The sequence below is a fragment of the Bacillus sp. SD127 genome, assembly GCF_058566445.1.
Genome location: NZ_CP191226.1, coordinates 2,304,559 through 2,328,746, shown reverse-complemented (window position 1 = coordinate 2,328,746; position 24,188 = coordinate 2,304,559). Strand labels below are relative to the sequence as shown.

Annotated in this window: 38 protein-coding genes; 25 read left to right on the top strand and 13 right to left on the bottom strand. The window is 40.1% G+C overall.

Features of this window, described 5'->3' with window-relative positions; genetic code table 11:
- Nucleotides 1-115 precede the first annotated feature (115 nt).
- Complete coding sequence (locus ACQVGS_RS12360; protein WP_024121563.1) at nucleotides 116-304, bottom strand: twin-arginine translocase TatA/TatE family subunit; 189 nt, start codon at nucleotides 302-304, stop codon at nucleotides 116-118.
- Nucleotides 305-566: 262 nt separating this feature from the next.
- Between ACQVGS_RS12360 and ACQVGS_RS12355 the strand changes: the two genes are divergently transcribed.
- Nucleotides 567-965: a YndA family protein gene (locus tag ACQVGS_RS12355; RefSeq protein WP_059291751.1), complete on the top strand. Its 399-nt coding sequence runs from the start codon at nucleotides 567-569 to the stop codon at nucleotides 963-965.
- Nucleotides 966-1,056: 91 nt separating this feature from the next.
- On the opposite strand, the gene ACQVGS_RS12350 is transcribed toward ACQVGS_RS12355, so the two are convergent.
- Nucleotides 1,057-1,491, bottom strand: coding sequence for an SRPBCC family protein (locus tag ACQVGS_RS12350; protein ID WP_059335697.1), 435 nt, complete (start codon nucleotides 1,489-1,491; stop codon nucleotides 1,057-1,059).
- A gap of 579 nt (nucleotides 1,492-2,070) precedes the next feature.
- Between ACQVGS_RS12350 and ACQVGS_RS12345 the strand changes: the two genes are divergently transcribed.
- From ACQVGS_RS12345 to pghL, 6 genes are all read left to right on the top strand, one after another.
- On the top strand, nucleotides 2,071-2,259 hold the full coding sequence (locus ACQVGS_RS12345) for a hypothetical protein (RefSeq protein ID WP_059335696.1): 189 nt from the start codon (nucleotides 2,071-2,073) through the stop codon (nucleotides 2,257-2,259).
- A 69-nt stretch (nucleotides 2,260-2,328) separates the two neighbouring features.
- Nucleotides 2,329-3,129, top strand: a complete 801-nt coding sequence (locus tag ACQVGS_RS12340) for a hypothetical protein (RefSeq protein ID WP_106021654.1) — start codon at nucleotides 2,329-2,331, stop codon at nucleotides 3,127-3,129.
- 4 nt (nucleotides 3,130-3,133) lie between these two features.
- Complete coding sequence (locus ACQVGS_RS12335; protein ID WP_127695128.1) at nucleotides 3,134-3,754, top strand: DUF4166 domain-containing protein; 621 nt, start codon at nucleotides 3,134-3,136, stop codon at nucleotides 3,752-3,754.
- Nucleotides 3,748-5,379, top strand: a complete 1,632-nt coding sequence (locus ACQVGS_RS12330) for a YndJ family protein (RefSeq protein ID WP_491830272.1) — start codon at nucleotides 3,748-3,750, stop codon at nucleotides 5,377-5,379. Before ACQVGS_RS12335 ends, ACQVGS_RS12330 begins: the two co-directional genes overlap by 7 nt.
- A gap of 110 nt (nucleotides 5,380-5,489) precedes the next feature.
- Nucleotides 5,490-5,801: a hypothetical protein gene (locus tag ACQVGS_RS12325; RefSeq protein WP_286109234.1), complete on the top strand. Its 312-nt coding sequence runs from the start codon at nucleotides 5,490-5,492 to the stop codon at nucleotides 5,799-5,801.
- Nucleotides 5,802-6,040: 239 nt separating this feature from the next.
- A complete protein-coding gene (gene pghL / locus ACQVGS_RS12320) occupies nucleotides 6,041-6,799 on the top strand; it encodes a gamma-polyglutamate hydrolase PghL (RefSeq protein ID WP_491830271.1) in 759 nt (252 codons plus the stop codon).
- 22 nt (nucleotides 6,800-6,821) lie between these two features.
- Here pghL and ACQVGS_RS12315 read toward each other — a convergent pair whose 3' ends face one another.
- Genes ACQVGS_RS12315 through ACQVGS_RS12305 form a run of 3 tightly spaced genes read right to left on the bottom strand, consistent with a single transcriptional unit; the run spans nucleotide 6,822 to nucleotide 7,782 of the window.
- On the bottom strand, nucleotides 6,822-7,274 hold the full coding sequence (locus tag ACQVGS_RS12315) for a YndM family protein (RefSeq protein WP_095713920.1): 453 nt from the start codon (nucleotides 7,272-7,274) through the stop codon (nucleotides 6,822-6,824).
- A gap of 8 nt (nucleotides 7,275-7,282) precedes the next feature.
- The gene (locus ACQVGS_RS12310) at nucleotides 7,283-7,582 is read right to left on the bottom strand and encodes a spore coat protein (protein WP_059335692.1); all 300 of its coding nucleotides are present in this window, start codon (nucleotides 7,580-7,582) and stop codon (nucleotides 7,283-7,285) included.
- Entirely contained in the window at nucleotides 7,579-7,782 is a 204-nt protein-coding gene (locus ACQVGS_RS12305; RefSeq protein ID WP_024121571.1) for a DUF892 family protein, read from the bottom strand. Before ACQVGS_RS12305 ends, ACQVGS_RS12310 begins: the two co-directional genes overlap by 4 nt.
- A 196-nt stretch (nucleotides 7,783-7,978) precedes the next feature.
- On the opposite strand from ACQVGS_RS12305, the gene fosM reads away from it, so the two are divergent.
- Nucleotides 7,979-8,401 carry a FosM family fosfomycin resistance protein gene (gene fosM / locus ACQVGS_RS12300; RefSeq protein ID WP_127695122.1) on the top strand — a complete coding sequence of 141 codons (423 nt, stop codon included), beginning with the start codon at nucleotides 7,979-7,981 and terminating at the stop codon, nucleotides 8,399-8,401.
- Nucleotides 8,402-8,482: 81 nt separating this feature from the next.
- Nucleotides 8,483-8,911: a hypothetical protein gene (locus tag ACQVGS_RS12295; RefSeq protein ID WP_024121573.1), complete on the top strand. Its 429-nt coding sequence runs from the start codon at nucleotides 8,483-8,485 to the stop codon at nucleotides 8,909-8,911.
- Between the two features lie 394 nt (nucleotides 8,912-9,305).
- Here the strand turns inward: ACQVGS_RS12295 and lexA are convergent, their stop codons facing one another.
- The gene (lexA, locus tag ACQVGS_RS12290) at nucleotides 9,306-9,923 is read right to left on the bottom strand and encodes a transcriptional repressor LexA (protein WP_010334405.1); all 618 of its coding nucleotides are present in this window, start codon (nucleotides 9,921-9,923) and stop codon (nucleotides 9,306-9,308) included.
- Between the two features lie 155 nt (nucleotides 9,924-10,078).
- On the opposite strand from lexA, the gene yneA reads away from it, so the two are divergent.
- The 6 genes from yneA to ACQVGS_RS12260 all read left to right on the top strand — a co-directional run bounded on the left by yneA (nucleotide 10,079) and on the right by ACQVGS_RS12260 (nucleotide 14,439).
- On the top strand, nucleotides 10,079-10,390 hold the full coding sequence (gene yneA / locus ACQVGS_RS12285; protein WP_059291742.1) for a cell division suppressor protein YneA: 312 nt from the start codon (nucleotides 10,079-10,081) through the stop codon (nucleotides 10,388-10,390).
- Between the two features lie 17 nt (nucleotides 10,391-10,407).
- Nucleotides 10,408-11,061: a YneB family resolvase-like protein gene (locus tag ACQVGS_RS12280; protein WP_024121575.1), complete on the top strand. Its 654-nt coding sequence runs from the start codon at nucleotides 10,408-10,410 to the stop codon at nucleotides 11,059-11,061.
- A gap of 63 nt (nucleotides 11,062-11,124) precedes the next feature.
- Nucleotides 11,125-11,358, top strand: coding sequence for a DUF896 domain-containing protein (locus ACQVGS_RS12275; protein WP_024121576.1), 234 nt, complete (start codon nucleotides 11,125-11,127; stop codon nucleotides 11,356-11,358).
- Nucleotides 11,359-11,532: 174 nt separating this feature from the next.
- Complete coding sequence (gene tkt, locus ACQVGS_RS12270; RefSeq protein WP_105954358.1) at nucleotides 11,533-13,536, top strand: transketolase; 2,004 nt, start codon at nucleotides 11,533-11,535, stop codon at nucleotides 13,534-13,536.
- Nucleotides 13,537-13,688: 152 nt separating this feature from the next.
- The gene (gene sirA, locus ACQVGS_RS12265; protein ID WP_095713923.1) at nucleotides 13,689-14,135 is read left to right on the top strand and encodes a sporulation inhibitor of replication protein SirA; all 447 of its coding nucleotides are present in this window, start codon (nucleotides 13,689-13,691) and stop codon (nucleotides 14,133-14,135) included.
- Nucleotides 14,136-14,220: 85 nt separating this feature from the next.
- The gene (locus tag ACQVGS_RS12260; RefSeq protein WP_003221221.1) at nucleotides 14,221-14,439 is read left to right on the top strand and encodes a YneF family protein; all 219 of its coding nucleotides are present in this window, start codon (nucleotides 14,221-14,223) and stop codon (nucleotides 14,437-14,439) included.
- Nucleotides 14,440-14,512: 73 nt separating this feature from the next.
- On the opposite strand, the gene ynzD is transcribed toward ACQVGS_RS12260, so the two are convergent.
- On the bottom strand, nucleotides 14,513-14,686 hold the full coding sequence (ynzD, locus tag ACQVGS_RS12255; protein WP_024121579.1) for an aspartyl-phosphate phosphatase YnzD: 174 nt from the start codon (nucleotides 14,684-14,686) through the stop codon (nucleotides 14,513-14,515).
- 220 nt (nucleotides 14,687-14,906) lie between these two features.
- Here ynzD and ACQVGS_RS12250 point away from each other — a divergent pair, with 220 nt between their 5' ends.
- The 3 genes from ACQVGS_RS12250 (at nucleotide 14,907) to ACQVGS_RS12240 (ending at nucleotide 16,638) form a co-directional block, all read left to right on the top strand.
- Nucleotides 14,907-15,614 carry a cytochrome c biogenesis protein CcdA gene (locus ACQVGS_RS12250; protein WP_095713924.1) on the top strand — a complete coding sequence of 236 codons (708 nt, stop codon included), beginning with the start codon at nucleotides 14,907-14,909 and terminating at the stop codon, nucleotides 15,612-15,614.
- A gap of 89 nt (nucleotides 15,615-15,703) precedes the next feature.
- A complete protein-coding gene (locus tag ACQVGS_RS12245; RefSeq protein ID WP_010334411.1) occupies nucleotides 15,704-16,066 on the top strand; it encodes a response regulator in 363 nt (120 codons plus the stop codon).
- A gap of 80 nt (nucleotides 16,067-16,146) precedes the next feature.
- Entirely contained in the window at nucleotides 16,147-16,638 is a 492-nt protein-coding gene (locus ACQVGS_RS12240; protein ID WP_081638316.1) for a CcdC family protein, read from the top strand.
- A gap of 30 nt (nucleotides 16,639-16,668) precedes the next feature.
- Here ACQVGS_RS12240 and ACQVGS_RS12235 read toward each other — a convergent pair whose 3' ends face one another.
- The 4 genes from ACQVGS_RS12235 to sspO all read right to left on the bottom strand — a co-directional run bounded on the left by ACQVGS_RS12235 (nucleotide 16,669) and on the right by sspO (nucleotide 18,125).
- On the bottom strand, nucleotides 16,669-17,097 hold the full coding sequence (locus ACQVGS_RS12235; protein WP_024121582.1) for a DUF2621 domain-containing protein: 429 nt from the start codon (nucleotides 17,095-17,097) through the stop codon (nucleotides 16,669-16,671).
- Nucleotides 17,098-17,329: 232 nt separating this feature from the next.
- Nucleotides 17,330-17,722 (bottom strand): outer spore coat protein CotM, encoded by a 393-nt coding sequence (gene cotM / locus ACQVGS_RS12230; protein WP_081638313.1) that lies wholly within the window; start codon nucleotides 17,720-17,722, stop codon nucleotides 17,330-17,332.
- 78 nt (nucleotides 17,723-17,800) lie between these two features.
- Nucleotides 17,801-17,947, bottom strand: a complete 147-nt coding sequence (locus ACQVGS_RS12225) for a small acid-soluble spore protein P (protein WP_003221237.1) — start codon at nucleotides 17,945-17,947, stop codon at nucleotides 17,801-17,803.
- Between the two features lie 31 nt (nucleotides 17,948-17,978).
- Nucleotides 17,979-18,125 (bottom strand): small acid-soluble spore protein SspO, encoded by a 147-nt coding sequence (sspO, locus tag ACQVGS_RS12220; protein WP_003221239.1) that lies wholly within the window; start codon nucleotides 18,123-18,125, stop codon nucleotides 17,979-17,981.
- A gap of 227 nt (nucleotides 18,126-18,352) precedes the next feature.
- Here sspO and acnA point away from each other — a divergent pair, with 227 nt between their 5' ends.
- From acnA to ACQVGS_RS12185, 7 genes are all read left to right on the top strand, one after another.
- Nucleotides 18,353-21,082, top strand: coding sequence for an aconitate hydratase AcnA (acnA, locus tag ACQVGS_RS12215; protein ID WP_283913007.1), 2,730 nt, complete (start codon nucleotides 18,353-18,355; stop codon nucleotides 21,080-21,082).
- Between the two features lie 70 nt (nucleotides 21,083-21,152).
- Nucleotides 21,153-21,662, top strand: coding sequence for a redoxin domain-containing protein (locus ACQVGS_RS12210; protein WP_024121585.1), 510 nt, complete (start codon nucleotides 21,153-21,155; stop codon nucleotides 21,660-21,662).
- Nucleotides 21,663-21,741: 79 nt separating this feature from the next.
- Nucleotides 21,742-21,867, top strand: coding sequence for an FbpB family small basic protein (locus ACQVGS_RS12205; RefSeq protein ID WP_003244964.1), 126 nt, complete (start codon nucleotides 21,742-21,744; stop codon nucleotides 21,865-21,867).
- Between the two features lie 64 nt (nucleotides 21,868-21,931).
- Entirely contained in the window at nucleotides 21,932-22,078 is a 147-nt protein-coding gene (sspN, locus tag ACQVGS_RS12200) for an acid-soluble spore protein SspN (protein WP_024121586.1), read from the top strand.
- Between the two features lie 34 nt (nucleotides 22,079-22,112).
- Nucleotides 22,113-22,364: a small acid-soluble spore protein Tlp gene (gene tlp, locus ACQVGS_RS12195; RefSeq protein ID WP_105991921.1), complete on the top strand. Its 252-nt coding sequence runs from the start codon at nucleotides 22,113-22,115 to the stop codon at nucleotides 22,362-22,364.
- 80 nt (nucleotides 22,365-22,444) lie between these two features.
- On the top strand, nucleotides 22,445-22,861 hold the full coding sequence (locus tag ACQVGS_RS12190; RefSeq protein ID WP_316961246.1) for a YbgC/FadM family acyl-CoA thioesterase: 417 nt from the start codon (nucleotides 22,445-22,447) through the stop codon (nucleotides 22,859-22,861).
- Between the two features lie 14 nt (nucleotides 22,862-22,875).
- Entirely contained in the window at nucleotides 22,876-23,175 is a 300-nt protein-coding gene (locus ACQVGS_RS12185; RefSeq protein WP_024121589.1) for a hypothetical protein, read from the top strand.
- 32 nt (nucleotides 23,176-23,207) lie between these two features.
- Here ACQVGS_RS12185 and ACQVGS_RS12180 read toward each other — a convergent pair whose 3' ends face one another.
- Together ACQVGS_RS12180 and plsY are read right to left on the bottom strand one after the other, a co-directional pair.
- The gene (locus ACQVGS_RS12180) at nucleotides 23,208-23,495 is read right to left on the bottom strand and encodes a HesB/YadR/YfhF family protein (RefSeq protein ID WP_024121590.1); all 288 of its coding nucleotides are present in this window, start codon (nucleotides 23,493-23,495) and stop codon (nucleotides 23,208-23,210) included.
- A gap of 93 nt (nucleotides 23,496-23,588) precedes the next feature.
- Nucleotides 23,589-24,170 carry a glycerol-3-phosphate 1-O-acyltransferase PlsY gene (gene plsY, locus ACQVGS_RS12175; protein WP_316961247.1) on the bottom strand — a complete coding sequence of 194 codons (582 nt, stop codon included), beginning with the start codon at nucleotides 24,168-24,170 and terminating at the stop codon, nucleotides 23,589-23,591.
- Nucleotides 24,171-24,188 lie beyond the last annotated feature (18 nt).

Genomic DNA, 24,188 nt, shown 5'->3' with positions numbered 1-24,188 from the left:
GTAAAAAAGGGCTGTCCAAAAAAAGAAGTTGAGGAAAAATCAGAGGAAAACTGAGGGATCATGCAGAAACAACAATATAAAAAAAGCCGATATGCATCGGCCAAATCATTTTACCTTACATTTGCTTGTCTTCTTTGTTTTCTGAACCACTACTTCTTATGTCTTGAGTCAATCCGCTGGTCGCTTTTTTAAATTCTGATAAGGCTTTTCCGGCAGATCGGCCAAGCGCAGGCAGCTTATCAGGACCAAACACTAAAAAACCTACAAATAAAATAACTAAAATTTTTGTGACGCTTAATTCCATGATGCTTCTCCTCCTCTTGTTTGAAGTACGAACCCTTATTAACAAATTATAAAAGATGGCGGTTCAAATGAGAATACGTCTGTTTTGAATATTTTGTATAACACAGGCGAAGGGAGAATGATGTGATTTATTCAGGAAAAAATGCTGATGATAAAACGTATGGCTTCCAATGCCATACACATACCTGCAATTTTATTTAAAGGGGGGTGATATATATATAACTGTAAGTTGCTATGATCAAAATAAGGGGGAGATATTAATTATGAGATGCAATAAGCTAATAGGGTGCCTGTCTGTTTTCATGTTCGCTGTCGCTTTTCCATTATCTGCACATGCAGAAAAAGCGGGAACTGCTGGAGCCGGAGAGTGGGATAAGCTTGGGACTTACACTTATACTTATTCAAGTCCGACGGTATACTCGAGCGGAGGTGATTTTAGAGTTTGTCTTTCAGGAAGTACACCTTTCTCCGTATCGCTGCATCTATATGAGGATGATGCTGGTGACAACCCTGATGAATATGTGGGTTCTAATTATTTTTCACCCGGAGAATGTCATACCTTTAGCAGTATCGGGAAATTTGTAGATGGAAGCAATAACAAGGCAGAGTTCTTTGTTACTGATTACTCTGGTAAATCAAAAACAGTTACGTTTTACGATTGATTCGGAGATACAGTTCAGTGAATATAACTATGTCATGAATAAAAGAGAGAGGGAGCTCTCTCTTTTTATACTGTATGAGCAATGAAATACCTTACTCTTGAACAGCCTTGCGAAGTCGTTCATTCACAATGCCTGTCCAGCCGCCATCCATCTTATCCCGAATGACTGAGCTTTTCTCGTTTGCCTTACCGATCATTTCATCAGGCTTCTTCCAACCGCTGTGGATGAGAGTGAATTCTGTTTTGTTCCCTACGTCTGTTAATTGAAATGTAACAATCCATCCATCAGTATCCCATTCAAAAGAAAGCTCTCCGGGAGCATGAACCGTCAAAACTTTGCAAGGTGATGGTCCAAATGGTGATTGTAAATGAAATTTATATCCTTCCTTCAGCTGAAAATCATTCGGCATAAACCACTTGGCTATGCCTTCTGAAGTTGAGACTGTCTCCCAAACCTTTTGAATAGGCGCCTCTAATGTTACATGTTTCGTAATGTCCGGTAATGTTTTTTCTTGATATTTATCCATATATTGCTCCTCTTTATCCAATATATACTTTCAAGCAAATTTTATATCATCTAACGAAATCATGTCCATAGTGAGCATGAATTATGCTGAATCTGTTGTCAGCAAGTGTTTCATTCTATAAATTTCACGATTAAAAGTGAATTTATTATCCATTTATTGTTATATTGAGTGGTGAAAGGCAGGGGAAGTCTCATGCAAAAAAACGAAAATACAGCAGGAGAGCGGAAAATATATATCACGGTCTTTTCATTCTTGATGATTTGTGTAGCTGCAATGGGCTTTTATGAACAAAGATTTCTTTTTAATCAATTAGCATTTCGGGTATTTGTGCACTGATCAGTTTTGTGTTATTGGCCAATGTGCTGTTTTTCTGGAAAAAAAGAAGAGCATAGCATATGTCTCAGGCATTTCGGGTATTTGTGCACTGATCAGTTTTGTGTTATTGGCCAATGTGCTGTTTTTCTGGAAAAAAAGAAGAGCATAGCATATGTCTCAGGCATTTTGGCTGTAGTTAATGTAATTATGCTGATAACTCTGCTTTTTATATTGTGATGAGAAGGTAAAGAAGGAGGGTTCTTCGTGCTCGGTAAAATAAAAGCGGCCATTGATAATAGTCCGGGAAAACCCGCGAAAATTGTAGTTAATGAAAGCACACTTCAGCAGTTAAAAGAAGAGATGCGTTTTGTTTATGTTTCCAAACCTAAAACCATTATGGGGATTCCTGTGGAGGTTTCAGATGATGTAGAAGGCTTTGAACTCAAATTTTAACGTTAATATATTTTAATACTATAAATATGCTAATATAGGAACTGCTAGAAAAAGAAGGGAGGAGGGGTTGTGAAACAGAAGCCGATTTATGTCGAAATCGAGATGACATCTGACCTAGACAAGCTTTGGGAATATACGCAAAACCCATCGCTACATAAGGAATGGGATCTGCGGTTTTCTGATATTACATATTTACACAGAAGCGTAAATGAAGCGCAGAGGTTTCTTTACGAGACAAGAATTGGCTTTGGATTAAAGGTGTCAGGTGCTGGTGAAACCGTGGGTACGAAATTGCATTCCTCTCAAAGAGTATCCTCCCTGGCCTTTTCCTCCAACCATCCGTTATCCCTGATTAAAAAAGGCAGCGGGTATTGGAAATACATACAGCATGATAACGGGAAGCTTACATTTATGACGCAGTATCAATATGAAACGGCATATGGCTTTCTAGGAAGATGGATTGACCGTTTATTATTTCGGCCGCTGTTGGGCTGGGCAACAGCATGGAGTTTTGATTCATTGAGACTTTGGATTGAACAAAATAAACATCCGAAACAATTGATCCGTTATGCGTTTGTCTATATGCTGACGTGCTTGTTTTTTAGTCTGTTTTGGTTTTACCACGGGTTTATAGATCTTGAAACGAACAACATGGCAGGAGCTGCGAAGATAGGATTGGGCATTTTATGGCTGAGTCCATTAAAGAGAAAATGGACACTTCATGCTGTGCAGACCTGTATCTTTGCTGTCTTCGCTTTTCTAGATGCTGGAATATATTCTTTACTGTTAAGTGTGATTACTGCGGCAAGCGGCTTGATCAGTCTCCGGCTTCCAAGTGCTCGGCATACGAAACGAAAAAGAAAGAAGTGAAATGGTGAGTTCAATGTATAAAAAAACAATTATAAATTATCATCTATTACATCCCAAGCTGCAGAAACGTTATCAATTAGACAGGTCACATACATTCAGCGGAAGAGGAACGATGTCAGAAATAAGCGGAGGTTCTTTTTTTGTCAGAATGCTGCTGAAGTGCGGGGTGTTTTTTAGATGTTTCTTTTCAGAAAGAGGAAAGGACATCCCTTTTACAATTAAAAACAGAACATGTCTTACGAAGCAGGAACATACGGGGATTGAATGGAATCGGACTTTTGTCTTTAAAGATAAAAAGCGTTTCTTTGATGCAGTTATGGTATACGACGAAAATGAAAAACGAATACTTGATTTTTTCGGCCAACCTCATATTATGCTGTCCGTTTTAACTTTTGAAGCACTCTCTGACGGGTCTCTCTACATTACATCAGGAAAGCAATGGCTATTAATATGCGGAAAAAGAATTCCTTTGCCAAAATGGCTGAGCGGTAATTCCACTGTTTGCGAAACTTTTGATGAAAGCAACAACTGTTTCACTATTCAAGTTCATGTGGAAAATGCAATTCTGGGAACTCTTTTTTATTATAAAGGGACGTTTCAGGAAACAGAGGGAGAAGTATGTTAAAACGAAACGGCATCATTAGTGCGCTTTGTTTCATTTGGTTTCTTGTATCTGAAGCTCCCGACATATCAGTTGCGGAGGCGCTTGTCTTGTTTTCCATTCTCTTTTTTGTGCCGGGAATTTTTCCTTTTGTTTTTCATCAATCAGCTCACAGGACTATTCAATTTTCGGAAAAATTATTGATGCACATCTATCCGGCAGCAGCTGTTTTCGCGGTGTTAGCCCTTGTGACCGACGTGGGGTATTTTGCACTGATCTGGTGGATATACACTGCTTTGTTGGCTTTATATGGTTTGTTGCGGCTCTTGAAAACAAAAATACATAGAATCGAAGAAACATCTATTTTATTTGGACTCTTTTATTTAGGAGGAGGGGGATTTTGGTTTTTTGCCTATGCTGCGCATTTACATATCCTGCACTTCGGTCCTCTTATTATTTTGCTCACAGCTGTTCATTTTCACTATTCTGCTTTTCTAATCCCGATCTTTAATGGTTTACTTGGCAGAGTCAATAGAGAAAAACGGGTTATGTACGGTTGGGTGACATGGATTATTTTACTGTCGCCGCTCCTCATCGCACTCGGAATAACATACTCAAAAACACTTGATATCTTGGCGGTTGGTATCTATATGGCGGCACTTTATCTTAACTCATACTTAATATTTAAGACAGCTTTTCGCAGTAAGACAGGAAAAGTGCTTATCCGACTGTCTTCTGTCGTGTTAATGATAACGATCTGTTTCTCTTTCATTTACTCATTCGGTGTATTCCGGCAAGAAGTCACGCTAACCATCAGCCAAATGATTTGGATACACGGTGTCGTGAACGCATTCGGTGTTATTTTGCCGGCTCTTGCAGGATGGAGAAAAGAAAATCCTCAGCTATCGGATGCGAGTGTCAAGGTTTTCAGCCGTATATACGGAAAGAGAACAATCGGAAAGAACTTTTTGCACAACATTCACGCTGAAAATAACATTCAATATAGCGGACTTGTGGATGATATGAGAAGCCTTCGTTCAAACGATTTTTCACCGGAGCATTTGACACCGTTGATTGTTTCTTTTTATGAACAGACGAAAGATTATGAGGTAAAAGCAAAAGTGACGTGGAGCACTTGGTTTCAGCCCTTTGCGAAAATGTATGAATACATCAGCAAAAGAACCGGACAAATACATCTGTCAACGAATCCTGACTGGTATAGGATGCACAGTACAATAAAAGGTGTCCATTCAAAAAAAGACGGAAGAAAAAAGGTACGTGCCTGGATCAGAACAAATGAAAAAAGCGAAACCATTTTCACCGCGCTATATTCTGTATATCGCTCAAAAGGGGAAGGGTACATGAATATTTCTCTGCCGCTTCCTTTCAGTAACATGACAGGCATTTTAAAGCCTTATCATCACAAAGAGAACCTGATTTTGACCAGCAGGCGGAGAAAAAGCGGTGCTGGGGATGAAGGGATTTATCTTAGAACAAAAGTCGGGACCTGCCCGCTTCCATTATCTGAAACCTTTCTTATAAAGGCTCCGGCGGGCGCAAGCAGGTTAACAGCTGTTCATGAAATGTGGCTGTTTGGGATTCAATTTCTAACTGTAGATTATGACATTACATATTGCCCGTCCAAATGAATAATATAAAACAAAGACAATAGTTCATCTGACAGTCTCTCGTCCGGTAAACAATCGGTTCGGCACATTTTCATGCTGCACCTCATACAGACGGGGAAGGAAGGGTTTTTATGTTTTATATCAGTTTGTTTCTGATTGTATGGCTGGCTGCGGGATTTGCAGTGGGGATGAAGCAAGTTTATGTCGATGAGCTATTCGATAAAGATGTAATCGAAAGGCTTGAAAAAGAAGCAGGTGACTATGATCTTGTTGACCGTTTTATCAAACACCGTTTCATTTATATTGCAGCAGTTACTTTAAGCGGGTTTATTGCTGTTTACAGTGAAATAAAAGCCATGCCGCAAAAGCGGAGAATAAGAAAAATTGAAAAAGACATTAATAAGCTCAATAAAGTAAAGAAACGCCGGAATAACAGAAAGTAAAAGGTGCACAAGCCAGCAGGCGGGTGCATTTTTTTTATTTAATGGGGAATGAGAACAAAGCCGGTGCAATCTTACTTTTTTGCTAAGGAGTATAAATTCATAAATGTGAAGAACAGCGCCCGGGCTAATGGTATATAATATTGTGAATTTAACAAAAATTTAACAAGGAGGACGAGATAATTCGTGCTAAAGCCTCAAAGAGTCCAGCATCCTGTGTTTTTGGTTTTGAGGCGGAGTAGATGAAACCGGCCAAAGTATCCCTGCTCCGCCGTTTGCTCCATTCCTTGAAGCATGTTGATTGTAACATAGTCAAACGTTTTCCATCAACTTTAAAAAATGTAAAATTGTTGTTAATTTTCTTGTTGTTTGTTCCGGTTTCTTCTGTATATGCAGAGGATATCTATCAGAATTTCGAGGAATTAAAGAATCACGAAGATCCTTCAGATTATAACATTGCCACAAAAGAAACCGGCAGCTCTGTGCTTGTTTTAGCTATTCACGGAGGAGGTATTGAAGGCGGCACAAGTGAATTAGCGAGAGAGCTCAGCAAAGAATATTCCATGTATTTGTTTGAAGGTTTGAAGACGTCTGGAAATTCAGTACTGCATATAACAAGCACACATTTTGATGAGCCTCAGGCACTGAAGCTTGTAGCAAGTCATGAGTATGTCATTTCATTGCATGGATATGCAGGAGAGGACCAACAGATACAAATCGGCGGAACAGACCGATCAAGAGCGGCAGAATTAGTTTCAAAACTGCAAAAAGCCGGTTTTCCGGCTGAATTGCTTGGTACGGATCATCCGCATGCAGGCGTAAGTCCAAACAATATAGCGAATAAATCAAAAACCGGTTTGAGCATCCAGTTAGAGATGAGTACAGGTTTCAGAGAATCTTTGTTTGGCATCTTTTCTTTAAAAAGCAGATCCGTGACTCAAAATGAGAGGTTTTATGATTTTACAGAAGTGATGACCCATTTCATAGAAAACAGCTATTAAAATAAGGAGGCTTTGCGCCTCCTTATTTTTCGTCCTTCTGATCATTGGCTTCAGGAAACAATTCATCTGATGCCTCAGTTTGATATTGCAAGGTGTTATCTTTGACAGTCAGTTCGTTTCGGAATGTTTCATCCAGCACATTTTTCAGTAAATACCGGTGAAAAAAATATTCAAAAACAGTAAGGCAGACAGACGCAATCAGAGCGGCTGCAAACGGTGAGAAACCGTTTCTAGTTTGCGTTTCAAGAAAGACCCAAAGAATAACGAGTGAAAGTCCGAAGTCAGCCAGTGAAGCTATCATATTGCTGGTTCTCGGCAAGATCAGGATGTCACCGGAAAGGTATGTTACAAAGCTTAAGAAAAATGCAATAAACAGCACACTTAAAAAGGAAGCATGGTAAACTCTATCCAAAATCACATACAATAGGGCAAGAGTTAAAGCTGTCTTAGAAGCAAGAGCGATAATATGTTTCATTTGATCACCTATATTTGTGGCAAATCTTTAGCGGTATCTGCAGCCTCAAGATCGACACTTATTTGCTGAGTTAAATCTTTAGAATGATAAAAACCCTTTGCAGCCATATAATGAAAAATTTGTTCATGGGTATTCATCGCGTCATGTAAATATTGCTGCAGCGTTTCCCTGACTTCTGGGGAAGAAGATTCTGTGATGGCAGCTGCAATATTCCTTACGCCTGTCTTTGCCGATATTAAAAAATCCGTTGCGATCACTTGTTCGGTCATGCTGCCCATTCCGGCTAATTTTTGAAAGAACTCATTCACGCTTGTTCACCTCTCACTGACAGCAATTCCTGCAAACGCGCAACCTGCTGTTTTGTTTTTTGAGCATCCTGCTCAAGAATACTCTTTAATTCTTCATCTTGTACAAGTCCCGTCATGGTTGAAGATTTTGTCAAACAAAGATTCTTAAACGTAAGCAATTCGTGCAATTCCAACGTTTCATGAAGGCCGTAGCCATTCATAACGGTCATTCCCTTCTGAAGTAATATGGTTTATTTTGAACAAATTGCTTTTGTTTACACTGGTATTTTTTGCTGGTCGTTTGAAACTTTCTGGCTGCAATGCCCGTACACAAGGGGTGGGATGAGCTTCTGTTAAAATAATCAATTATTCACTGGTTTTTAATCATCTATCTTTAAATACTAAGGAGGAGACACAGTGGAGATCAAAGGGATCAATCACTTGTTATTTTCTGTTTCTGATTTACTGACTTCCATCGAGTTTTATCAAAATGTCTTTGATGCTAAACTGCTGGTTAAAGGAAAGAGCACTGCATATTTCGATTTAAACGGCATATGGCTGGCTCTCAACGAAGAGCGTGACATTCCCAGAAATGATATTAACGCTTCTTATACCCATATCGCTTTTACAATTGAGGAAAGCAAGTTTGAAGAAATGTCCGCAAAATTAAAAAACCTTCATGTTACTATTTTGTCTGGGAGAGAACGAGATGTACGTGATCGAAAATCAATTTATTACACTGATCCTGACGGCCATAAATTTGAATTCCATACAGGAACTCTTCAAGACAGACTTCAATATTATAAGCAAGCTAAAACCCACATGGATTTTAACGATTGAAAAAGCACGGGAAACAGAGTAACAGGGAATATACATATTTATCTTATGGGGTTAATATATGGTAAAGGAGGGGGATTGCAGTTGAGAAATAAAATATTGCTCATGACAGCTGTTTTGCTATGTGTTTTTGGAACCGGGACCATTCATGCAGCAACTTCACATTTTGAGCATAAAACCGACTTTATTCTAAATGACGGAACAAAAGCGCTTTATGTAGAAAACATTAGTGATGTACCGGCAATGGATTATTTTTTAGGATACCAATTTACGATATTAGGAGTGAACACTTGTTCAGTTAACATTAAGCTTCAGCGAATGGGACTTGCAGGGGATTATACTACGTTAAGCACAAAACAATTCACCGGTAATTGGTTTGACTTTAGCGCTCACGATAAGGTTTCCATTGAACCTTATCACCGGTATCGAATATTAGCTGAAGAACATTCAGAAAACTGTGCAAGTGTTCATGTAAAAGGCCGCTATGGTGTAGAATATTTTAATTTTGATTGATGCTCACATTTTTGAAAAGAAGTGAGCTTTTTTTGCGGAATAAATTAACTAAATAAACTATGTACTAAATATTCAGTATATTTCCTTTTGCCTCGCTCAATATAAAAGAGGAGAGTATAACTCATCTTTTCACGTCCGAAAATCGAAACATTTATAAGAAAAGAACGTCTAATTTTTTAAACAGCACTTTTTTAAAAAAAAGTTTCATTAAGGAAAGAAAATTTCTTGACTTCAATAATTGAATGATGGATAATTATGGTGTAAACATGATGTTCTTTTTCCTCCTATTCAGGTTCGCACCTAAGCCAGGGCGAGCCTGCTTTTTTTAAAAAACAAAACCCCCACTCCACAAAGGAAGAGGGGGTTTATTCTTTGTAACTGATAGTTCAATAGTTTAATGGACAGTTCTGAACACACCAATTACTTTTCCTAATATGCTGACATTCTGCAGTATGATCGGAGCCATGGTTGGATTTTCAGGCTGTAAGCGAATGTGTGTATCCTCTTTATAGAAACGTTTTACCGTAGCTTCATCATCTTCTGTCATCGCCACTACGATTTCACCGTTATTCGCCGTGTTTTGCTGTTTTACAATAACATAGTCCTTATCAAGTATACCTGCGTCAATCATACTGTCACCCATGATCTCCAGCATAAACACATGCTCATCCGGAGGAACCATACGGTCAGGAAGCGGGAAGTATTCTTCAATGTTTTCAACCGCTGTAATAGGTGAGCCCGCCGTTACTTTTCCGATTACCGGTACATTAACGACTTGGCTTTTTGGAATCTCTACTTCTTCATCCAGAATTTCTATCGCTCTTGGTTTTGTCGGATCGCGTCTAATCAGCCCTTTTGTTTCCAAACGGGCCAAATGGCCATGGACAGTAGAACTGGACGCAAGGCCGACAGCCTCTCCGATCTCTCTAACCGAAGGCGGATATCCTTTTGATTTAACCTCTGCTTTAATAAAACGGAGGATATCAAGTTGCCTTTTTGATAGCTTCGTCATTTTTTGCACCTCTAAACGTCGATTTTAAATAGATTATAGCATGATTTTCCTGACAGTACAAACATAGGTTCGAAGAAAACAATTGACAGAAACATTTGTTCGTATATACTGAAATTATAAAAAGCGAACAAACATTCTTGTCGGAGGTTGTTATCATGAATAAAGAATCTATTATTTTTGTCGGCCTGTTCACTGTGATTCTAAGCGTGGTTATCCTTCTGTTGTCATATACAAGCAGCGACCAGGAGCTTAATCAATATGTTAAAATAAAAGTTCAGTCTGGGGATACGCTCTGGTCGCTTGCTGATCAGGTGGATGACTCAAAAAAGATAAATAAAAGTGATTTTGTTGAATGGGTAGCTGAAAAAAATAATCTCCAGACGTCTGAGATTCAGCCGGGGGATGAATTGGTGATTCCATTAAAAAAGGAACACCCGGCTGCATACGAACTGGCTACTGTTAAATAGAGAGGAAAGGTAGAAAGGTGAAAGCACTCATTTATGCCCGAGTAAGCACAAATAAAGAACAGCAAGAAACCTCATTAAAGCGGCAGGAGGAGGAGCTTACGGCCATTGCTGCCGAGAACGGCATGGAAGTCGTCAAAGTGATTTCTGAAAAAGCCAGCGGATATGAAATGGACCGGGATGGTGTATTTGATTTGCTTGATCATATCAAGAATTCAAATATTGATGTGATTTTAGTTCAGGATGAAACAAGACTCGGCCGGGGAAACGCGAAAATTGCACTTCTTCATTGTATTTACAGGGAAGGTGTGAAAGTATATACGACCGCTCACAGAGGTGAGCTGGAGTTATCAGAGGCTGACTCTATGGTGCTGGAAATCGTCAGCATTGTGGAGGAATACCAGCGGAAAATCCACAACATGAAAATTAAACGCGGAATGAAACGCGCAGTGAAAAATGGTTTTAAGCCACAAAAGAACCTGAAAAACCAGCATGAAAACAGCGGAAAAGAAAGAATAGAAGTTCCGATCTCGGAGATTGTCCGGTTGAGAGCGAATAAACTGACGTTTGCTGAAATCGCGGCTACGTTGAGAGGTTTTGGCTATGATGTGTCAAAGGCGACAGTCCATCGGCGTTTTCAGGAATACATAGAGAATGAGCAGACAGGCGAGTGAATCAGTTGTAAAACTCCTCTTGTTTTAGTAGTATATAGACAAAATGCAATAAAGGAGTTTATCATGATTTCAAACGAAAAAATTGCCAGAATCAATGAACTTGCCGCAAAAGCTAAAGCTGGCGTTATTACAGAAGAAGAAAAAGCTGAACAGCAAAAGCTCCGTCAAGAGTACCTAAAAGGATTTCGTTCTTCTATGAAAAACACATTAAAAAGTGTAAAAATCATTGATCCTGAAGGCAATGACGTAACACCTGAAAAGTTAAAAAGAGAAAAAAATAATAACAGACTTCACTAATATAAGAGGAATACGGCAATATCGTATTCCTCTTTTGTATATACTACAAACAACAGCGCTTTCTTCAGGTGACAAAATTCATCAAGTTTCTCTCAAATTTAAGCTGAAACAGTTGAGAAAAAGTCGTCAGACATTTATGATGAAAGGGTACAACATATAAGGAAGGGGATTTTTATGGATACAATTGAAAAGAAATCAGTTGCTACCATTCGCACACTATCAATAGACGCTATTGAAAAAGCAAACTCTGGTCACCCTGGTATGCCTATGGGGGCAGCGCCAATGGCATATACGCTATGGACAAAATTTATGAATGTAAATCCGGCAAACCCTGGGTGGTTTAACCGCGACCGTTTTGTTTTATCTGCGGGACACGGATCAGCACTTTTATACAGCATGCTTCATTTAAGCGGGTATGATCTCAGCATTGAAGATCTTAAGGGATTCCGCCAGTGGGGCAGCAAAACACCGGGGCATCCGGAATTCGGACATACAGCCGGTGTTGATGCAACAACAGGGCCGCTTGGACAAGGAATCGCAATGGCGGTCGGAATGGCTATCGCAGAACGCCATTTAGCCGAAACTTACAACCGCGATTCATTCAATGTAGTCGATCACTATACATACAGCATTTGCGGTGACGGCGATTTAATGGAAGGTATTTCTTCTGAAGCCGCTTCACTTGCAGGCCATCTTCAGCTTGGCCGTCTGATCGTATTATACGATTCTAATGACATCTCCTTGGACGGAGATCTGGATCGTTCATTCTCTGAAAACGTGAAACAGCGTTTCGAGGCGATGAATTGGGAAGTTCTTTACGTTGAAGATGGAAACAATATTGAAGAATTATCTGCGGCAATTGAAAAAGCACGCCAAAACGACAAGAAACCTACATTGATTGAAGTAAAAACGACAATCGGTTTCGGTTCTCCTAACCGTGCCGGCACTTCCGGTGTTCACGGTGCTCCGCTTGGCAAAGAAGAAAGTAAATTAACAAAAGAAGCTTATGCATGGACGTATGAAGAAGATTTCTACGTTCCGTCAGAAGTATATGAGCATTTCGCAAAAACAGTAAAAGAATCCGGCGAGAAAAAGGAACAGGAATGGAATGACCAATTCGCTAAATATAAAGAAATTTATCCGGAACTCGCTGAACAGCTTGAGCTGGCTATCAAAGGAGAACTTCCGAAAGACTGGGATCAAGAGGTGCCTGTTTATGAAAAAGGAAGCAGTCTGGCATCCCGTGCCTCTTCAGGTGAAGTTCTGAACGGCCTTGCGAATAAAATTCCGTTCTTTGTCGGCGGTTCTGCAGACTTAGCAGGATCAAACAAAACGACGATTAAAAATTCCGGTGATTATACAGCGCTTGATTACTCAGGAAAAAATTTCTGGTTTGGTGTTCGCGAATTTGCTATGGGTGCAGCCTTAAATGGTATGGCGCTTCACGGCGGACTTCGTGTATTCGGCGGAACATTCTTTGTCTTCTCTGATTACTTGCGTCCGGCCATTCGCCTTGCAGCATTAATGGGTCTTCCTGTGACATATGTCTTTACTCACGACAGTATCGCGGTCGGTGAAGATGGACCGACTCACGAGCCGGTTGAGCAGCTTGCTTCATTACGGGCAATGCCTAACCTTTCTTTAATCCGCCCTGCAGACGGTAATGAGACAGCAGCGGCTTGGAAGCTTGCGGTGCAGAGCACAAATCACCCAACAGCGCTTGTATTGACACGTCAAAACCTTCCTACAATCGACCAAACAGCTGAAGAGGCATTGGCTGGTGTAGAAAAAGGTGCATATGTTGTTTCTAAGTCTAAAAACGAAACACCTGACGCTCTTCTCATCGCTACGGGCTCAGAGGTTGGCCTCGCAATCGAGGCACAGGCAGAATTGGCAAAAGAAAATATTGATGTTTCTGTCGTCAGCATGCCTTCAGTAGATCGTTTTGAGAAACAATCGGATGAATACAAAAACTCCGTGCTTCCGTCAGATGTGAGAAAACGTCTTGCGATTGAAATGGGCTCATCATTTGGCTGGGGCAAATACACAGGGCTTGAAGGAGACGTGCTCGGTATTGACAAATTCGGCGCCTCCGCTCCTGGCGAAACCATTATCAATGAATACGGCTTCTCAGTTGCAAACGTTGTGGATCGAGTCAAAGCATTAATCAATAAATAAGTTTTTCAAAGGGGATGAGTCAAATCATCCTCTTTTTCTTGTTTATCCGACAAAAATAGTATTGGCTGTTTAACAGTAATAGACAATTCTTTCTTCTCTTCTTTTGTATAATAGAATGCAAATGAAATGCTGCTGGAAAAGGGGATGAGAAGATGGAACGTCACTACTATACGTACCTGATCAAAGAGGAATTTGCCAATCACTATTTCGGGCGGGAATCGGTTATGTTTGATCTGTTTCAAGACTATCATTGGACAAGCCTGACGAGGCAGCAGTATGAAATGACAGAGAAACAAATTCAATATATTACGAAACCCATTCCGATTTTACATATGCATCAGCGGTTAAAAATGAATTTGAACAATACAAACTATACACAGCTGGATTATATTTATAGATTATCTCTCCCAAAAGCAAAGGGACAAGCGTCTTTTATGATGAAAGAACACATGATTGAAATTGTAGCTAACGGAGATTACGAGGCGGAAACGATATTTTTTGAAGTTCTTCGCAAAGTAAGCCCTTGCTTTCTCGCAATGGATTTCAATACGAAGCGGTATGGGTGGTTAAATCCGGTGAAAGAAAGAAATTTTGTCTAAAACCGAAGAAAAAGAGATGTAAATGTTGTATAATAGCTTTTGGTTTAGTACACTTTAAACTAGACAACATGAAGGAGGAAATAAAATGACTTTATGGGTTGGCATCCTAGTGGGCGTTGTTGCACTGCTCATAGGTGTTGCACTCGGGTTTTTTATTGCTCGTAAATATATGATGAGCTACCTTAAAAAGAATCCGCCTATTAATGAACAAATGTTACGCATGATGATGATGCAAATGGGAATGAAACCTTCTCAAAAGAAAATCAATCAAATGATGAAAGCCATGAATAATCAAACGAAATAATACGTAAAGATTATGATATAGAGAAACATGGTTATAAAATAAAAAACCCTTTATCGGGTTTTTTATTTTGCAATCATTCATCACCCGCTACTGCTCGAAGGCGCTGCTTTTGATATTGTATGAGAAGATGGTCAAGCTCCTGACTGAGTTCTATCGTAATATGAGATGTCATTCCGTTCGCCATGACAATTTGCAGCAGCTCTGCTCTTTTTTTTTCAATTTCATTTAATAGATGCTCTCTAATCACAGGGATGTATCCTTTCATACATTAGATCTTCAAAAGTGAATGTTTATATTATATCCATATTTATACTAATTTTCAAATGAGAAGGAGTACAATGTCTCAATGTCAAATTAAATTATATAAGTTTTTTTTGAAAATAGAAATCCTTCGAGTGAAAGTGTTAAAAAAATGAAATGATTTTGTCATAACTTGAAGGAATGTCAAATCATGAAGGGATGATGACATGGGAGATGTGAATTATTTTCTGACATTCGGCGCGGGATTTTTATCATTTATTTCGCCTTGCTGCCTGCCGCTTTATCCGGCTTTCCTGTCATATATTACAGGAGTCAGCATGGATGATGTGAAAACAGAGAAACTATTGCTGCAAAAAAGAAGCTTGGCCCATACGCTGTTTTTTTTGCTGGGGTTTTCAGTGATTTTTATAGCTTTAGGATATGGAACATCTTTTATTGGAACCCTGTTTAGGGATTATCATGATGCCATTCGGCAAGTTGGCGCTTTGCTCATTATTCTGTTCGGTTTTATTACGCTTGGCGTCTTTCGGCCTGAAGTTATCATGAAAGAACGCAGAGTCCATTTTAAGCATAGGCCAGGCGGTTTTTTCGGTTCCGTTTTAATCGGTATGGCTTTTGCGGCCGGATGGACGCCTTGCACCGGTCCCATTTTGGGGGCTGTTATCACATTAGCAGGTACGAATCCTGGCTCAGCGATACCGTATATGATGCTATATGTTCTCGGATTTGCCGTTCCGTTTGTATTATTGTCGTTCTTCATCACGAAACTGAAGTGGATCAGGAAGAATCAGCTTTTGATCATGAAAGCGGGCGGTGTACTTATGATTGTTATTGGGGTACTGCTATTTTTTGACTGGATGAACTTGATCATTATTTTGCTGTCGGATCTTTTTGGTGGATTTACAGGTTTCTGACTGTTAAATTACTTTTGCACTACTACTAATCCTTTTGTTTTTGGTACAATAAGACTATTACCTGAGGAATTCGATTTTTGGAGGGGAATATGACAAGAGTTTTAGTTGTAGACGACGCCAAGTTCATGAGAGTAAAAATCAGAGAGATCTTGGAAGAGGCAAATTACATAATAGCAGGCGAGGCGGCGGACGGCGAGCAAGCGGCTGACCTGTATAAAAAACTTCGACCTGACTTAGTGACCATGGATATTACGATGCCGGTGAAAAACGGCATTAAGGCGCTTCGTGAGATCATATCCTTTGACCCTAAAGCAAAGATCATCATGTGTACCGCAATGCGCCAGCAAAGAATTGTGACGGAAGCCATTGAACTTGGGGCAAAAGATTTTATTGTCAAACCGTTTGAGGAGTCCAAAGTATTAGAAGCTGTCAACCGCGTTATGGGAAATTGAAAGTCATTTCTTTTCAAAATGGTTTTTTTTATTGTTTTGGAGTATAGTATATAGTGTCAACACTCCGAGAAAACAAAGGAATGATAAGTATGATGATTATAGTTTCATCAATTGTTGCTGTTTTAATGGCTGCAGCTGTGATGGTGGTCAGAATTAAGTCTTCCGATAAGCCCGTTTCACCGAAAAAAATCATTCTCCCGCCGATTTTTATGAGTACGGGGGCGTTAATGTTTTTATTTCCGGTTTTTTGGGTAACGGGTGAAGAGTTTTTAGAAGCGATCACTTTAGGCGTGATTTTCTCTATTTTTCTTATAAAAACTTCAAAGTTTGAAATTAAAAATAATGAAATTTACATGAAACGCTCTAAGGCATTTGTCTTTATATTAATCGGCCTTTTAGTGATCAGAATTGTGATGAAATCAATTTTAAGCACATCGGTTGATTACGGCGCACTGAGCGGAATGTTTTGGATTCTGGCTTTCGGTATGATTGTGCCGTGGAGAATCGCCATGTATCTGTCATACCGAAAACTTCAAAGCGAGCTTCAGTCAGCAGACATTCAAATGAATTAAAAAACCTTTCCTCCTTGCGGGAAAGGTTTTTTATTTAAGAAGGGCCTGATAAGGTTCAATATCGATTTTCTTGTCTCTTAGATGTTTCTTTAAAAAGGTATGGTCTCTTTTCGGAGTAGCCAGGATATAACCTTTGATAATAAGCCGCTGATCAATCGCTGCTGCGTTTTCTTTTAATGCCAGCTCTCCGATTTTTCCGGCAATTTTTGCTCGAGCTATATCTCTGAACAGCTCCGGAACAGGTGTGACCAATTCATCGAGAAATTGTTTGTTTTCATTGCTCCATAGATGTCTGCTGTTTTCAATATAGTAATCCTGCCAATCCAGCTCAGATTTGCCGTCCTCTTTTGGTAAACGCTTTAAAAACTTTCGAAACATAAAAAATCCGCCGATTGATAACAAGACAATCATCGTGATCACCCAAAACAGAATAAACCACAAAAACCAGCCTTCCAGCATCAATCATTCCCCCTTATACTAACCATATTGTATATGAAGAAAGAATAGAAGAACAATGTTTAAAAAAAATAGAAAAAAATGATAGACGTCTAGTCAAAAGAGATGGTAGATCATATTCTATTGTATAGTGAATCTGCTATTTGGCCATGGGAGAGTCACTAGAGGGTATTTGACGATAAATGGACGGAAAAAAAGTCACTTTCATTATAGGGGATGAAAGTGACTTTTGATTTTAGCTGAGAGGGAATTGAAGAGAAAAAGAAGAGCCATCATTCGTCTCTTTATTGACGGCAACTGTGAGAATTTGATTTTCGCATTCAGTCTCAATCGACTTGTCATTCAAATAAAAAGGAAGCATCATTTGTTTTTCAAGAGTCTGTTCTGAGGATTTAACCGTCAGGATGAACTCACATCCGGACAAGGTAATTGTGATTTGTGTCGGCTGTATAGCCGACAGATCTGCTTCAATAATATATTGCTGACTTGTTTCATATAGATCAATAGGTAATGTTTCGTCGTACCAGGCGAACGGATCTTCAAAAAATTGCCGAAGCCATTCCTCCATACCATCGAAATCATTAGCATCATTTCGTTTTGAATGGGTCATGGAAGCATTCCTCCATATATCAACCTTGCTTTAGCTTATGCAGTTGGTCAGAGATGGGTGAACGCATAAAAAAACAGACGCTAAGGTCTGCTTTTATTACATATCATGGCTTGAATTGTGCTTTTGTCTTGTGTGATTTCTGTTTTTCACTTTCTTGCTTCCGCTGAGGGGTTCCGGCTGACCCGGATTGTGTCCTTTAGGAGCGTTTTTATGCATATCTTTACTTGTATTTTTATTGGTCATAAAATGAGAACCTCCTTAAAAGAGTTCAACGTTATTGATTGGTTTTTCTTTTTTTGTTATTTTGGCGTTCTGCTTCAGTCAGTACAAGCTGATCGTTTTCTACATAGCCGGCGCCTTTGCCTTGGCTTTTCGCGTCATTCATCCCATTTATTACGTGATTTGCTTTTCGTTTGACCATCATTATCACCTCAATCATAATATGGCTTCTTTCAATGAGGAATATGAGAGAGTGCAGACAGTAAAATTTCCCGATTTTTCGCCCTGATAAGCCAATCTTATTGTATTTAATAAAAACATTGATATTTACTTATGTATGATTTTGTTTTAATATGAAATTGTGAGAAAATTGTGATGGAATGTAATGTTCATCTGAGAATGAACTGATCTGAAGGGGGATTTTGGAGAATGGCAAACGAGCAAAAAACTGCAGCAAAAGACGTTTTCCAAGCGAGAAAATCGTTTACTACAAATGGGAAAACTTATCATTACTACTCTTTGAAAGCATTGGAAGATTTGGGGATCGGAAATGTGTCGAAGCTTCCTTATTCCATTAAAGTTCTTTTAGAATCTGTATTGCGTCAAGTTGACGGATTCGTCATCAAAAAAGAACACGTGGAAAATTTGGCAAAATGGGGAACTGCCGAGTTAAAGGAAATCGATGTTCCGTTTAAACCATCACGCGTTATTTTACAAGATTTCACTGGGGTACCGGCAGTAGTTGACCTTGCTTCATTACGTAAAGCAATGGCAGCTGTCGGCGGAGATCCTGACAAAATCAACCCTGAGATTCCTGTTGATCTTGTCATCGACCACTCTGTACAGGTTGATAAAGCGGGCACAGAAGATGCTCTGGCTATTAATATGGACTTGGAATTCGAAAGAAATGCAGAGCGTTACAAATTTTTAAGCTGGGCAAAGAAAGCGTTTAATAACTACCAGGCAGTACCGCCAGCAACAGGTATCGTTCACCAGGTAAACCTTGAGTTCTTGGCAAGTGTTGTCCACGCAGTCGAAGAAGACGGAGAACTGATTACGTATCCTGATACGCTGGTAGGAACTGACTCGCATACAACAATGATTAACGGAATCGGTGTTCTCGGCTGGGGTGTCGGCGGAATTGAAGCGGAAGCCGGAATGCTTGGGCAGCCTTCTTATTTCCCTGTTCCTGAGGTAATCGGCGCGAAACTCGTCGGAAAGCTTCCGAATGGAACAACAGCCACTGACTTGGCGTTAAAAGTGACACAAGTACTGCGTGAAAAAGGCGTAGTCGGTAAATTTGTTGAGTTCTTCGGACCGGGAGTTGCTGAACTGCCGCTGGCAGACCGTGCGACAATCGCTAACATGGCTCCGGAATACGGTGCAACATGCGGATTCTTCCCTGTAGATGAAGAAGCTCTAAATTATCTGCGTTTGACAGGCCGCGATGCTGAACATATTGACGTAGTAGAAGCATACTGCAGAAGCAACGGCTTGTTCTACACTCCAGATGTAGAAGACCCGCAATTTACTGATGTCGTTGAAATTGATTTGTCTAAAATTGAAGCAAACCTTTCCGGTCCAAAACGTCCTCAGGATTTGATCCCGCTTTCTGCTATGCAGGAAACGTTTAAAAAGCACTTAGTCAGCCCTGCGGGTAACCAAGGATTCGGATTAAACGCCGAAGAGGAAGACAAAGAAATTAAATTTAAATTGCTTAACGGCGAAGAAACAGTCATGAAAACGGGTGCAATCGCTATTGCTGCGATTACAAGCTGTACAAATACATCTAACCCATACGTCTTAATCGGCGCCGGCCTTGTGGCGAAAAAAGCGGTTGAATTAGGACTCAAAGTGCCTAACTACGTGAAAACATCACTTGCACCGGGTTCTAAGGTTGTTACAGGATATCTTGTTAATTCAGGCCTTCTTCCATACATGAAAGAGCTTGGTTTTAACCTCGTCGGATACGGATGTACAACATGTATCGGAAACTCAGGTCCGCTTTCACCGGAAATTGAAGAAGCAGTTGCGAAAAATGACCTGTTGATTACGTCTGTTCTTTCTGGAAACCGTAACTTCGAAGGACGTATTCATCCGCTTGTGAAAGGTAACTATCTTGCTTCTCCGCCGCTTGTAGTAGCTTATGCGCTAGCTGGAACAGTGAACATTAACCTGAAGACTGATCCGATCGGTGTCGGAAAAGACGGACAAAAAGTGTACTTCAACGATATTTGGCCGTCAATGGACGAAATTAATTCACTTGTTAAACAAACTGTTACACCGGAGCTCTTCCGCAAGGAGTACGAAACAGTATTCGATGACAACAAACGCTGGAATGAGATTGAGACAACAGATGAAGCGCTGTATAAATGGGATAATGAGTCAACTTATATCCAAAACCCGCCATTCTTCGAAGAAATGTCAGTTGAACCAGGCAAGGTTGAACCTTTAAAAGGCCTTCGTGTTGTCGGTAAATTCGGCGATTCAGTCACAACCGACCATATCTCTCCAGCAGGGGCAATCGGAAAAGATACACCTGCCGGAAAATACTTGCAAGCAAAAGGTGTGTCACCTCGTGACTTTAACTCCTACGGTTCACGCCGCGGAAACCATGAGGTTATGATGAGAGGAACATTTGCAAACATCCGCATCAAAAACCAAATCGCGCCGGGCACAGAAGGCGGATTTACAACGTACTGGCCGACTGGTGAAGTGACATCAATCTATGATGCCTGCATGAAATATAAAGAAGATAAAACAGGCCTTGCCATCTTAGCGGGCAAAGATTATGGTATGGGATCTTCCCGTGACTGGGCTGCAAAAGGAACAAACCTGCTCGGCATTAGAACTGTAATTGCTGAGAGCTTTGAAAGAATTCACAGAAGTAACCTGGTATTCATGGGTGTGCTCCCGCTTCAATTTAAACAAGGTGAAAATGCGGATACACTCGGCTTAAGCGGTAAAGAAGTGATCGAGGTGGATGTTGATGAAAGCGTACGCCCTCGTGATATCGTTACAGTAAGAGCAATTGATGAAGACGGAAGTGTAAAAACATTTGAAGCACTTGTGCGCTTCGATAGTGAAGTTGAAATTGATTATTACCGCCATGGCGGAATTCTGCAAATGGTGCTTCGCGAAAAAATGAAGCAATCATAATGTATGAAGAAGAGAAGGCAGCCTGCTTTCTCTTCTTTTTATGAAATAAGATAGCTCCGGGGGTGAATTTATGCTGAAAAAATGGGTGGCAGGAATCCTGTTGATTGGGCTTGCCGGATACATGTGCTGGAACATCTATCAGCAATTTAGCAAAAAAGAAATAGGCATTGAAGAGGGACAGCAAGCGCCTGACTTCACTCTGAAAACGCTATCAGGAGAAAGGACCTCTTTATCAGATGTCAAAGGCAAAAAAGTTCTGCTTAACTTCTGGGCAACTTGGTGCAAACCGTGCCGACAGGAAATGCCGGCGATGGAGGAACTGCAAAAGGAGCACTCAGATGTAGCGGTTATTGCAGTTAATTTCACTTCAGCTGAGAAAAGCGAGAAACAGGTGCAAACCTTTGCTGATACGTATCATTTAACCTTCCCCATTTTGATTGATAAAAAAGGAATTAATGCTGACTATAATGTGTTTTCATACCCAACTACGTATATTTTAGATGAAAAAGGCGTGATTCAAGACATACATATTGGGACCATGACAAAAAAAGAGATGAAAGAAAAACTGGATCTTCATTAGATTCAGTTTTTTTATGTGCAAACATGCTTACAAATTTTCAGAATTGGAAAAAATAAAAGAATACGCGGAGGTGAGAAGAGTGAAGAAGATGAGAAAACGTTCTTTTCATGAGCTCGTCATGGAAAACAAAAAAGAGCTGATGACGAATACGGAATATTTAAATCAGCTTGAGGAAAAGCTTGAACAGCGATTTAAGCAAAAATAACCTTTAATTTGTATTCATGTTTGCCCCTCCTTTTGAGAATCCTATTTGTTGAGGAGGGATAAACATGGGAAACAACAAGAAAAACGGTCAGCCTCAATATGCTCCAAGCCACTTGGGTACAAAGCCTGTTAAATATAAACGCAATAAAGGGGAAAAAATGCACGATACTTCTGGTCAGCAGCCAATTATCATGCAGACGAAAGGCGAGTAGCGCCGGATTGATTTTATTCTAGGAGGTCCATCCAATGACAAAAAACCAAAATCAATATCAGCAGCCCAATCCTGACGACCGTTCCGATAACGTAGAGAAACTGCAGGATATGGTCCAAAATACAATCGAAAATATAGAAGAAGCAAAGGAATCAATGGAGTTTGCTTCAGGAGAAGATAAGCAGCGCATCAAAGAAAAAAACGCAAGACGGGAAGAGAGCATCGAAGCATTTCGCAATGAAATTCAAGACGAATCCGAAGCGAGAGAAAACGGATACCGTTCGTAAAAACCAGGGAAACCTGGTTTTTTTCTTTCTGATTTGGATGTGGTAAAATGGGGCTAAACTGATTAAGGGAGCAGAGTATCTTGCATGTATCAAAAACAGAAATAGAAGTGCGTTACGCCGAAACAGATCAAATGGGGATCGTGTATCATGCGAATTATCTTGTTTGGATGGAGGTCGGAAGGACGGCACTCATTAAAGACCTAGGCTTTTTGTACAGTGATATGGAAAAGAAAGGCGTGCTTTCTCCAGTCGTTGATATCAATATTTCCTACAAAAAACCCCTCCACTATGGAGAAACTGCGGTGGTGCACACATGGATTGAGGAATACAACGGCTTTAAAACCATATATGGCTACCATATTTATAATCCGGCTGGTGAGCTATCTATTCAATCGAAATCATCTCATATTTGTGTGGATAAAGAAAGTTTTAAACCGATTCAGTTTCGTAAGGCTTTCCCCGATTGGCACGCAGCATATGAAAAGGCCAAAAAATAGGAAGTGAATGACATATGGCATTTGGCGTGAAACGGGAGGAAGTTAACCGCTGGAAGAAGGCAGTCAAAAGAGGGGAAATCGCATTTTTAACACATTATTGGCTGGATGACCGTTTCCCCGAATCTAAAACCGTGACAAAAGCAGGCTGTGCAGATATTGATAAGCTGGTTCAATGGGGTGCGGCGTACGGTTTGAAGGAAGAATGGATACATAAAAAAAGCGAATTTCCCCACTTTGATCTATTGGGCGAGACGCAAAAATATATCTTAGAACAAGAAAAGCTGACCGACCATCTCACACGTTTTCATTTATAAAAAAAGAACGCATATGATATGCGTTCTTTTTCTTAATGGTATTCAAATACAGGCTCATCAGCCGACTCTGAATAGCTGACGAGAAGATCATGGTTGTCAAAGTACCAAAGATCACTTTCTTCAATAAAGAAGGTAATGCCGCCGACTTCTGCCGTGACTCCTGCCTCTTGGGGAGCATCTTTCGCCACTCCGAGAGAAAAGCCTTTTTGAACGTTGCTGCAGCCGCCATAGCGGACGAAAAATCGAACTTGGTCTCCGTTTTGTAAATCGAGCTCTTCTTTATACCAATTCAGCGCGTCTTCGTTAACTGTCATATTCATAACAGGACCCCCTTTTCCCTTTGTTATCATTTGATTTTCTCTATTATAAACGTATAAGGCTATCTCGTGTCAAAATAGAAGTTTTTTAAACATTTATAACCATTTGACTTTAGGTTCTGTTTTATTGATAATTCGTTTGATATTCGCCCGGTGCCTGTATATTACAAAAACAGTAAGCAGCGTGACGACAATCAATAAATACTTATCATGTACAAAGAGACTATATATGACAGTATATATCCCTGTTAACATTGATGACAAAGAGACAAATTTAGTCAAGTATAAAAAGATGAAAAAGACCGCAACCATTGAAATGAATAACAGAGGAGCATAAAACAGCAAGACGCCTCCCGAAGTTGCTACGGCTTTGCCGCCTTTAAATTTGGCGAACACAGGAAATACATGGCCAAGAACCGCTATGACTCCCGCAAGGAGCGGATGAATATCAACATGCATGAGGTAAGGCAATGCTGCTGCCAGTGTCCCTTTTAAAATATCTCCGGCTATGACAACCGAACCAGCTTTTACGCCCAGTGTACGGAACGCGTTGGTAGCGCCTAAGTTTCCGCTTCCATGCTCCCGAATATCAATTCCCTTGGCAAGCTTACCTACGATTAAGCCAGATGGAATACTGCCTATCAAGTAGGCCAAAATAATCAATAAAGCAATTAACATCTACATTTCTCCTTTTTC

Excerpts from the sequence above, each read along its gene's own strand:
- ACQVGS_RS12360 (WP_024121563.1), bottom strand. The coding sequence starts at position 304 with ATGGAATTAAGCGTCACAAAAATTTTAGTTATTTTATTTGTAGGTTTT.
- ACQVGS_RS12355 (WP_059291751.1), top strand. The coding sequence starts at position 567 with ATGAGATGCAATAAGCTAATAGGGTGCCTGTCTGTTTTCATGTTCGCT.
- ACQVGS_RS12350 (WP_059335697.1), bottom strand. The coding sequence starts at position 1,491 with ATGGATAAATATCAAGAAAAAACATTACCGGACATTACGAAACATGTA.
- ACQVGS_RS12330 (WP_491830272.1), top strand. The coding sequence starts at position 3,748 with ATGTTAAAACGAAACGGCATCATTAGTGCGCTTTGTTTCATTTGGTTT.
- ACQVGS_RS12325 (WP_286109234.1), top strand. The coding sequence starts at position 5,490 with ATGTTTTATATCAGTTTGTTTCTGATTGTATGGCTGGCTGCGGGATTT.
- pghL (WP_491830271.1), top strand. The coding sequence starts at position 6,041 with ATGAAACCGGCCAAAGTATCCCTGCTCCGCCGTTTGCTCCATTCCTTG.
- ACQVGS_RS12315 (WP_095713920.1), bottom strand. The coding sequence starts at position 7,274 with ATGAAACATATTATCGCTCTTGCTTCTAAGACAGCTTTAACTCTTGCC.
- ACQVGS_RS12305 (WP_024121571.1), bottom strand. The coding sequence starts at position 7,782 with ATGAATGGCTACGGCCTTCATGAAACGTTGGAATTGCACGAATTGCTT.
- lexA (WP_010334405.1), bottom strand. The coding sequence starts at position 9,923 with ATGACGAAGCTATCAAAAAGGCAACTTGATATCCTCCGTTTTATTAAA.
- yneA (WP_059291742.1), top strand. The coding sequence starts at position 10,079 with ATGAATAAAGAATCTATTATTTTTGTCGGCCTGTTCACTGTGATTCTA.
- ACQVGS_RS12275 (WP_024121576.1), top strand. The coding sequence starts at position 11,125 with ATGATTTCAAACGAAAAAATTGCCAGAATCAATGAACTTGCCGCAAAA.
- tkt (WP_105954358.1), top strand. The coding sequence starts at position 11,533 with ATGGATACAATTGAAAAGAAATCAGTTGCTACCATTCGCACACTATCA.
- sirA (WP_095713923.1), top strand. The coding sequence starts at position 13,689 with ATGGAACGTCACTACTATACGTACCTGATCAAAGAGGAATTTGCCAAT.
- ACQVGS_RS12260 (WP_003221221.1), top strand. The coding sequence starts at position 14,221 with ATGACTTTATGGGTTGGCATCCTAGTGGGCGTTGTTGCACTGCTCATA.
- ACQVGS_RS12250 (WP_095713924.1), top strand. The coding sequence starts at position 14,907 with ATGGGAGATGTGAATTATTTTCTGACATTCGGCGCGGGATTTTTATCA.
- ACQVGS_RS12245 (WP_010334411.1), top strand. The coding sequence starts at position 15,704 with ATGACAAGAGTTTTAGTTGTAGACGACGCCAAGTTCATGAGAGTAAAA.
- ACQVGS_RS12240 (WP_081638316.1), top strand. The coding sequence starts at position 16,147 with ATGATAAGTATGATGATTATAGTTTCATCAATTGTTGCTGTTTTAATG.
- ACQVGS_RS12235 (WP_024121582.1), bottom strand. The coding sequence starts at position 17,097 with ATGCTGGAAGGCTGGTTTTTGTGGTTTATTCTGTTTTGGGTGATCACG.
- ACQVGS_RS12225 (WP_003221237.1), bottom strand. The coding sequence starts at position 17,947 with ATGACCAATAAAAATACAAGTAAAGATATGCATAAAAACGCTCCTAAA.
- sspO (WP_003221239.1), bottom strand. The coding sequence starts at position 18,125 with ATGGTCAAACGAAAAGCAAATCACGTAATAAATGGGATGAATGACGCG.
- acnA (WP_283913007.1), top strand. The coding sequence starts at position 18,353 with ATGGCAAACGAGCAAAAAACTGCAGCAAAAGACGTTTTCCAAGCGAGA.
- ACQVGS_RS12210 (WP_024121585.1), top strand. The coding sequence starts at position 21,153 with ATGCTGAAAAAATGGGTGGCAGGAATCCTGTTGATTGGGCTTGCCGGA.
- sspN (WP_024121586.1), top strand. The coding sequence starts at position 21,932 with ATGGGAAACAACAAGAAAAACGGTCAGCCTCAATATGCTCCAAGCCAC.
- tlp (WP_105991921.1), top strand. The coding sequence starts at position 22,113 with ATGACAAAAAACCAAAATCAATATCAGCAGCCCAATCCTGACGACCGT.
- ACQVGS_RS12185 (WP_024121589.1), top strand. The coding sequence starts at position 22,876 with ATGGCATTTGGCGTGAAACGGGAGGAAGTTAACCGCTGGAAGAAGGCA.
- ACQVGS_RS12180 (WP_024121590.1), bottom strand. The coding sequence starts at position 23,495 with ATGAATATGACAGTTAACGAAGACGCGCTGAATTGGTATAAAGAAGAG.
- plsY (WP_316961247.1), bottom strand. The coding sequence starts at position 24,170 with ATGTTAATTGCTTTATTGATTATTTTGGCCTACTTGATAGGCAGTATT.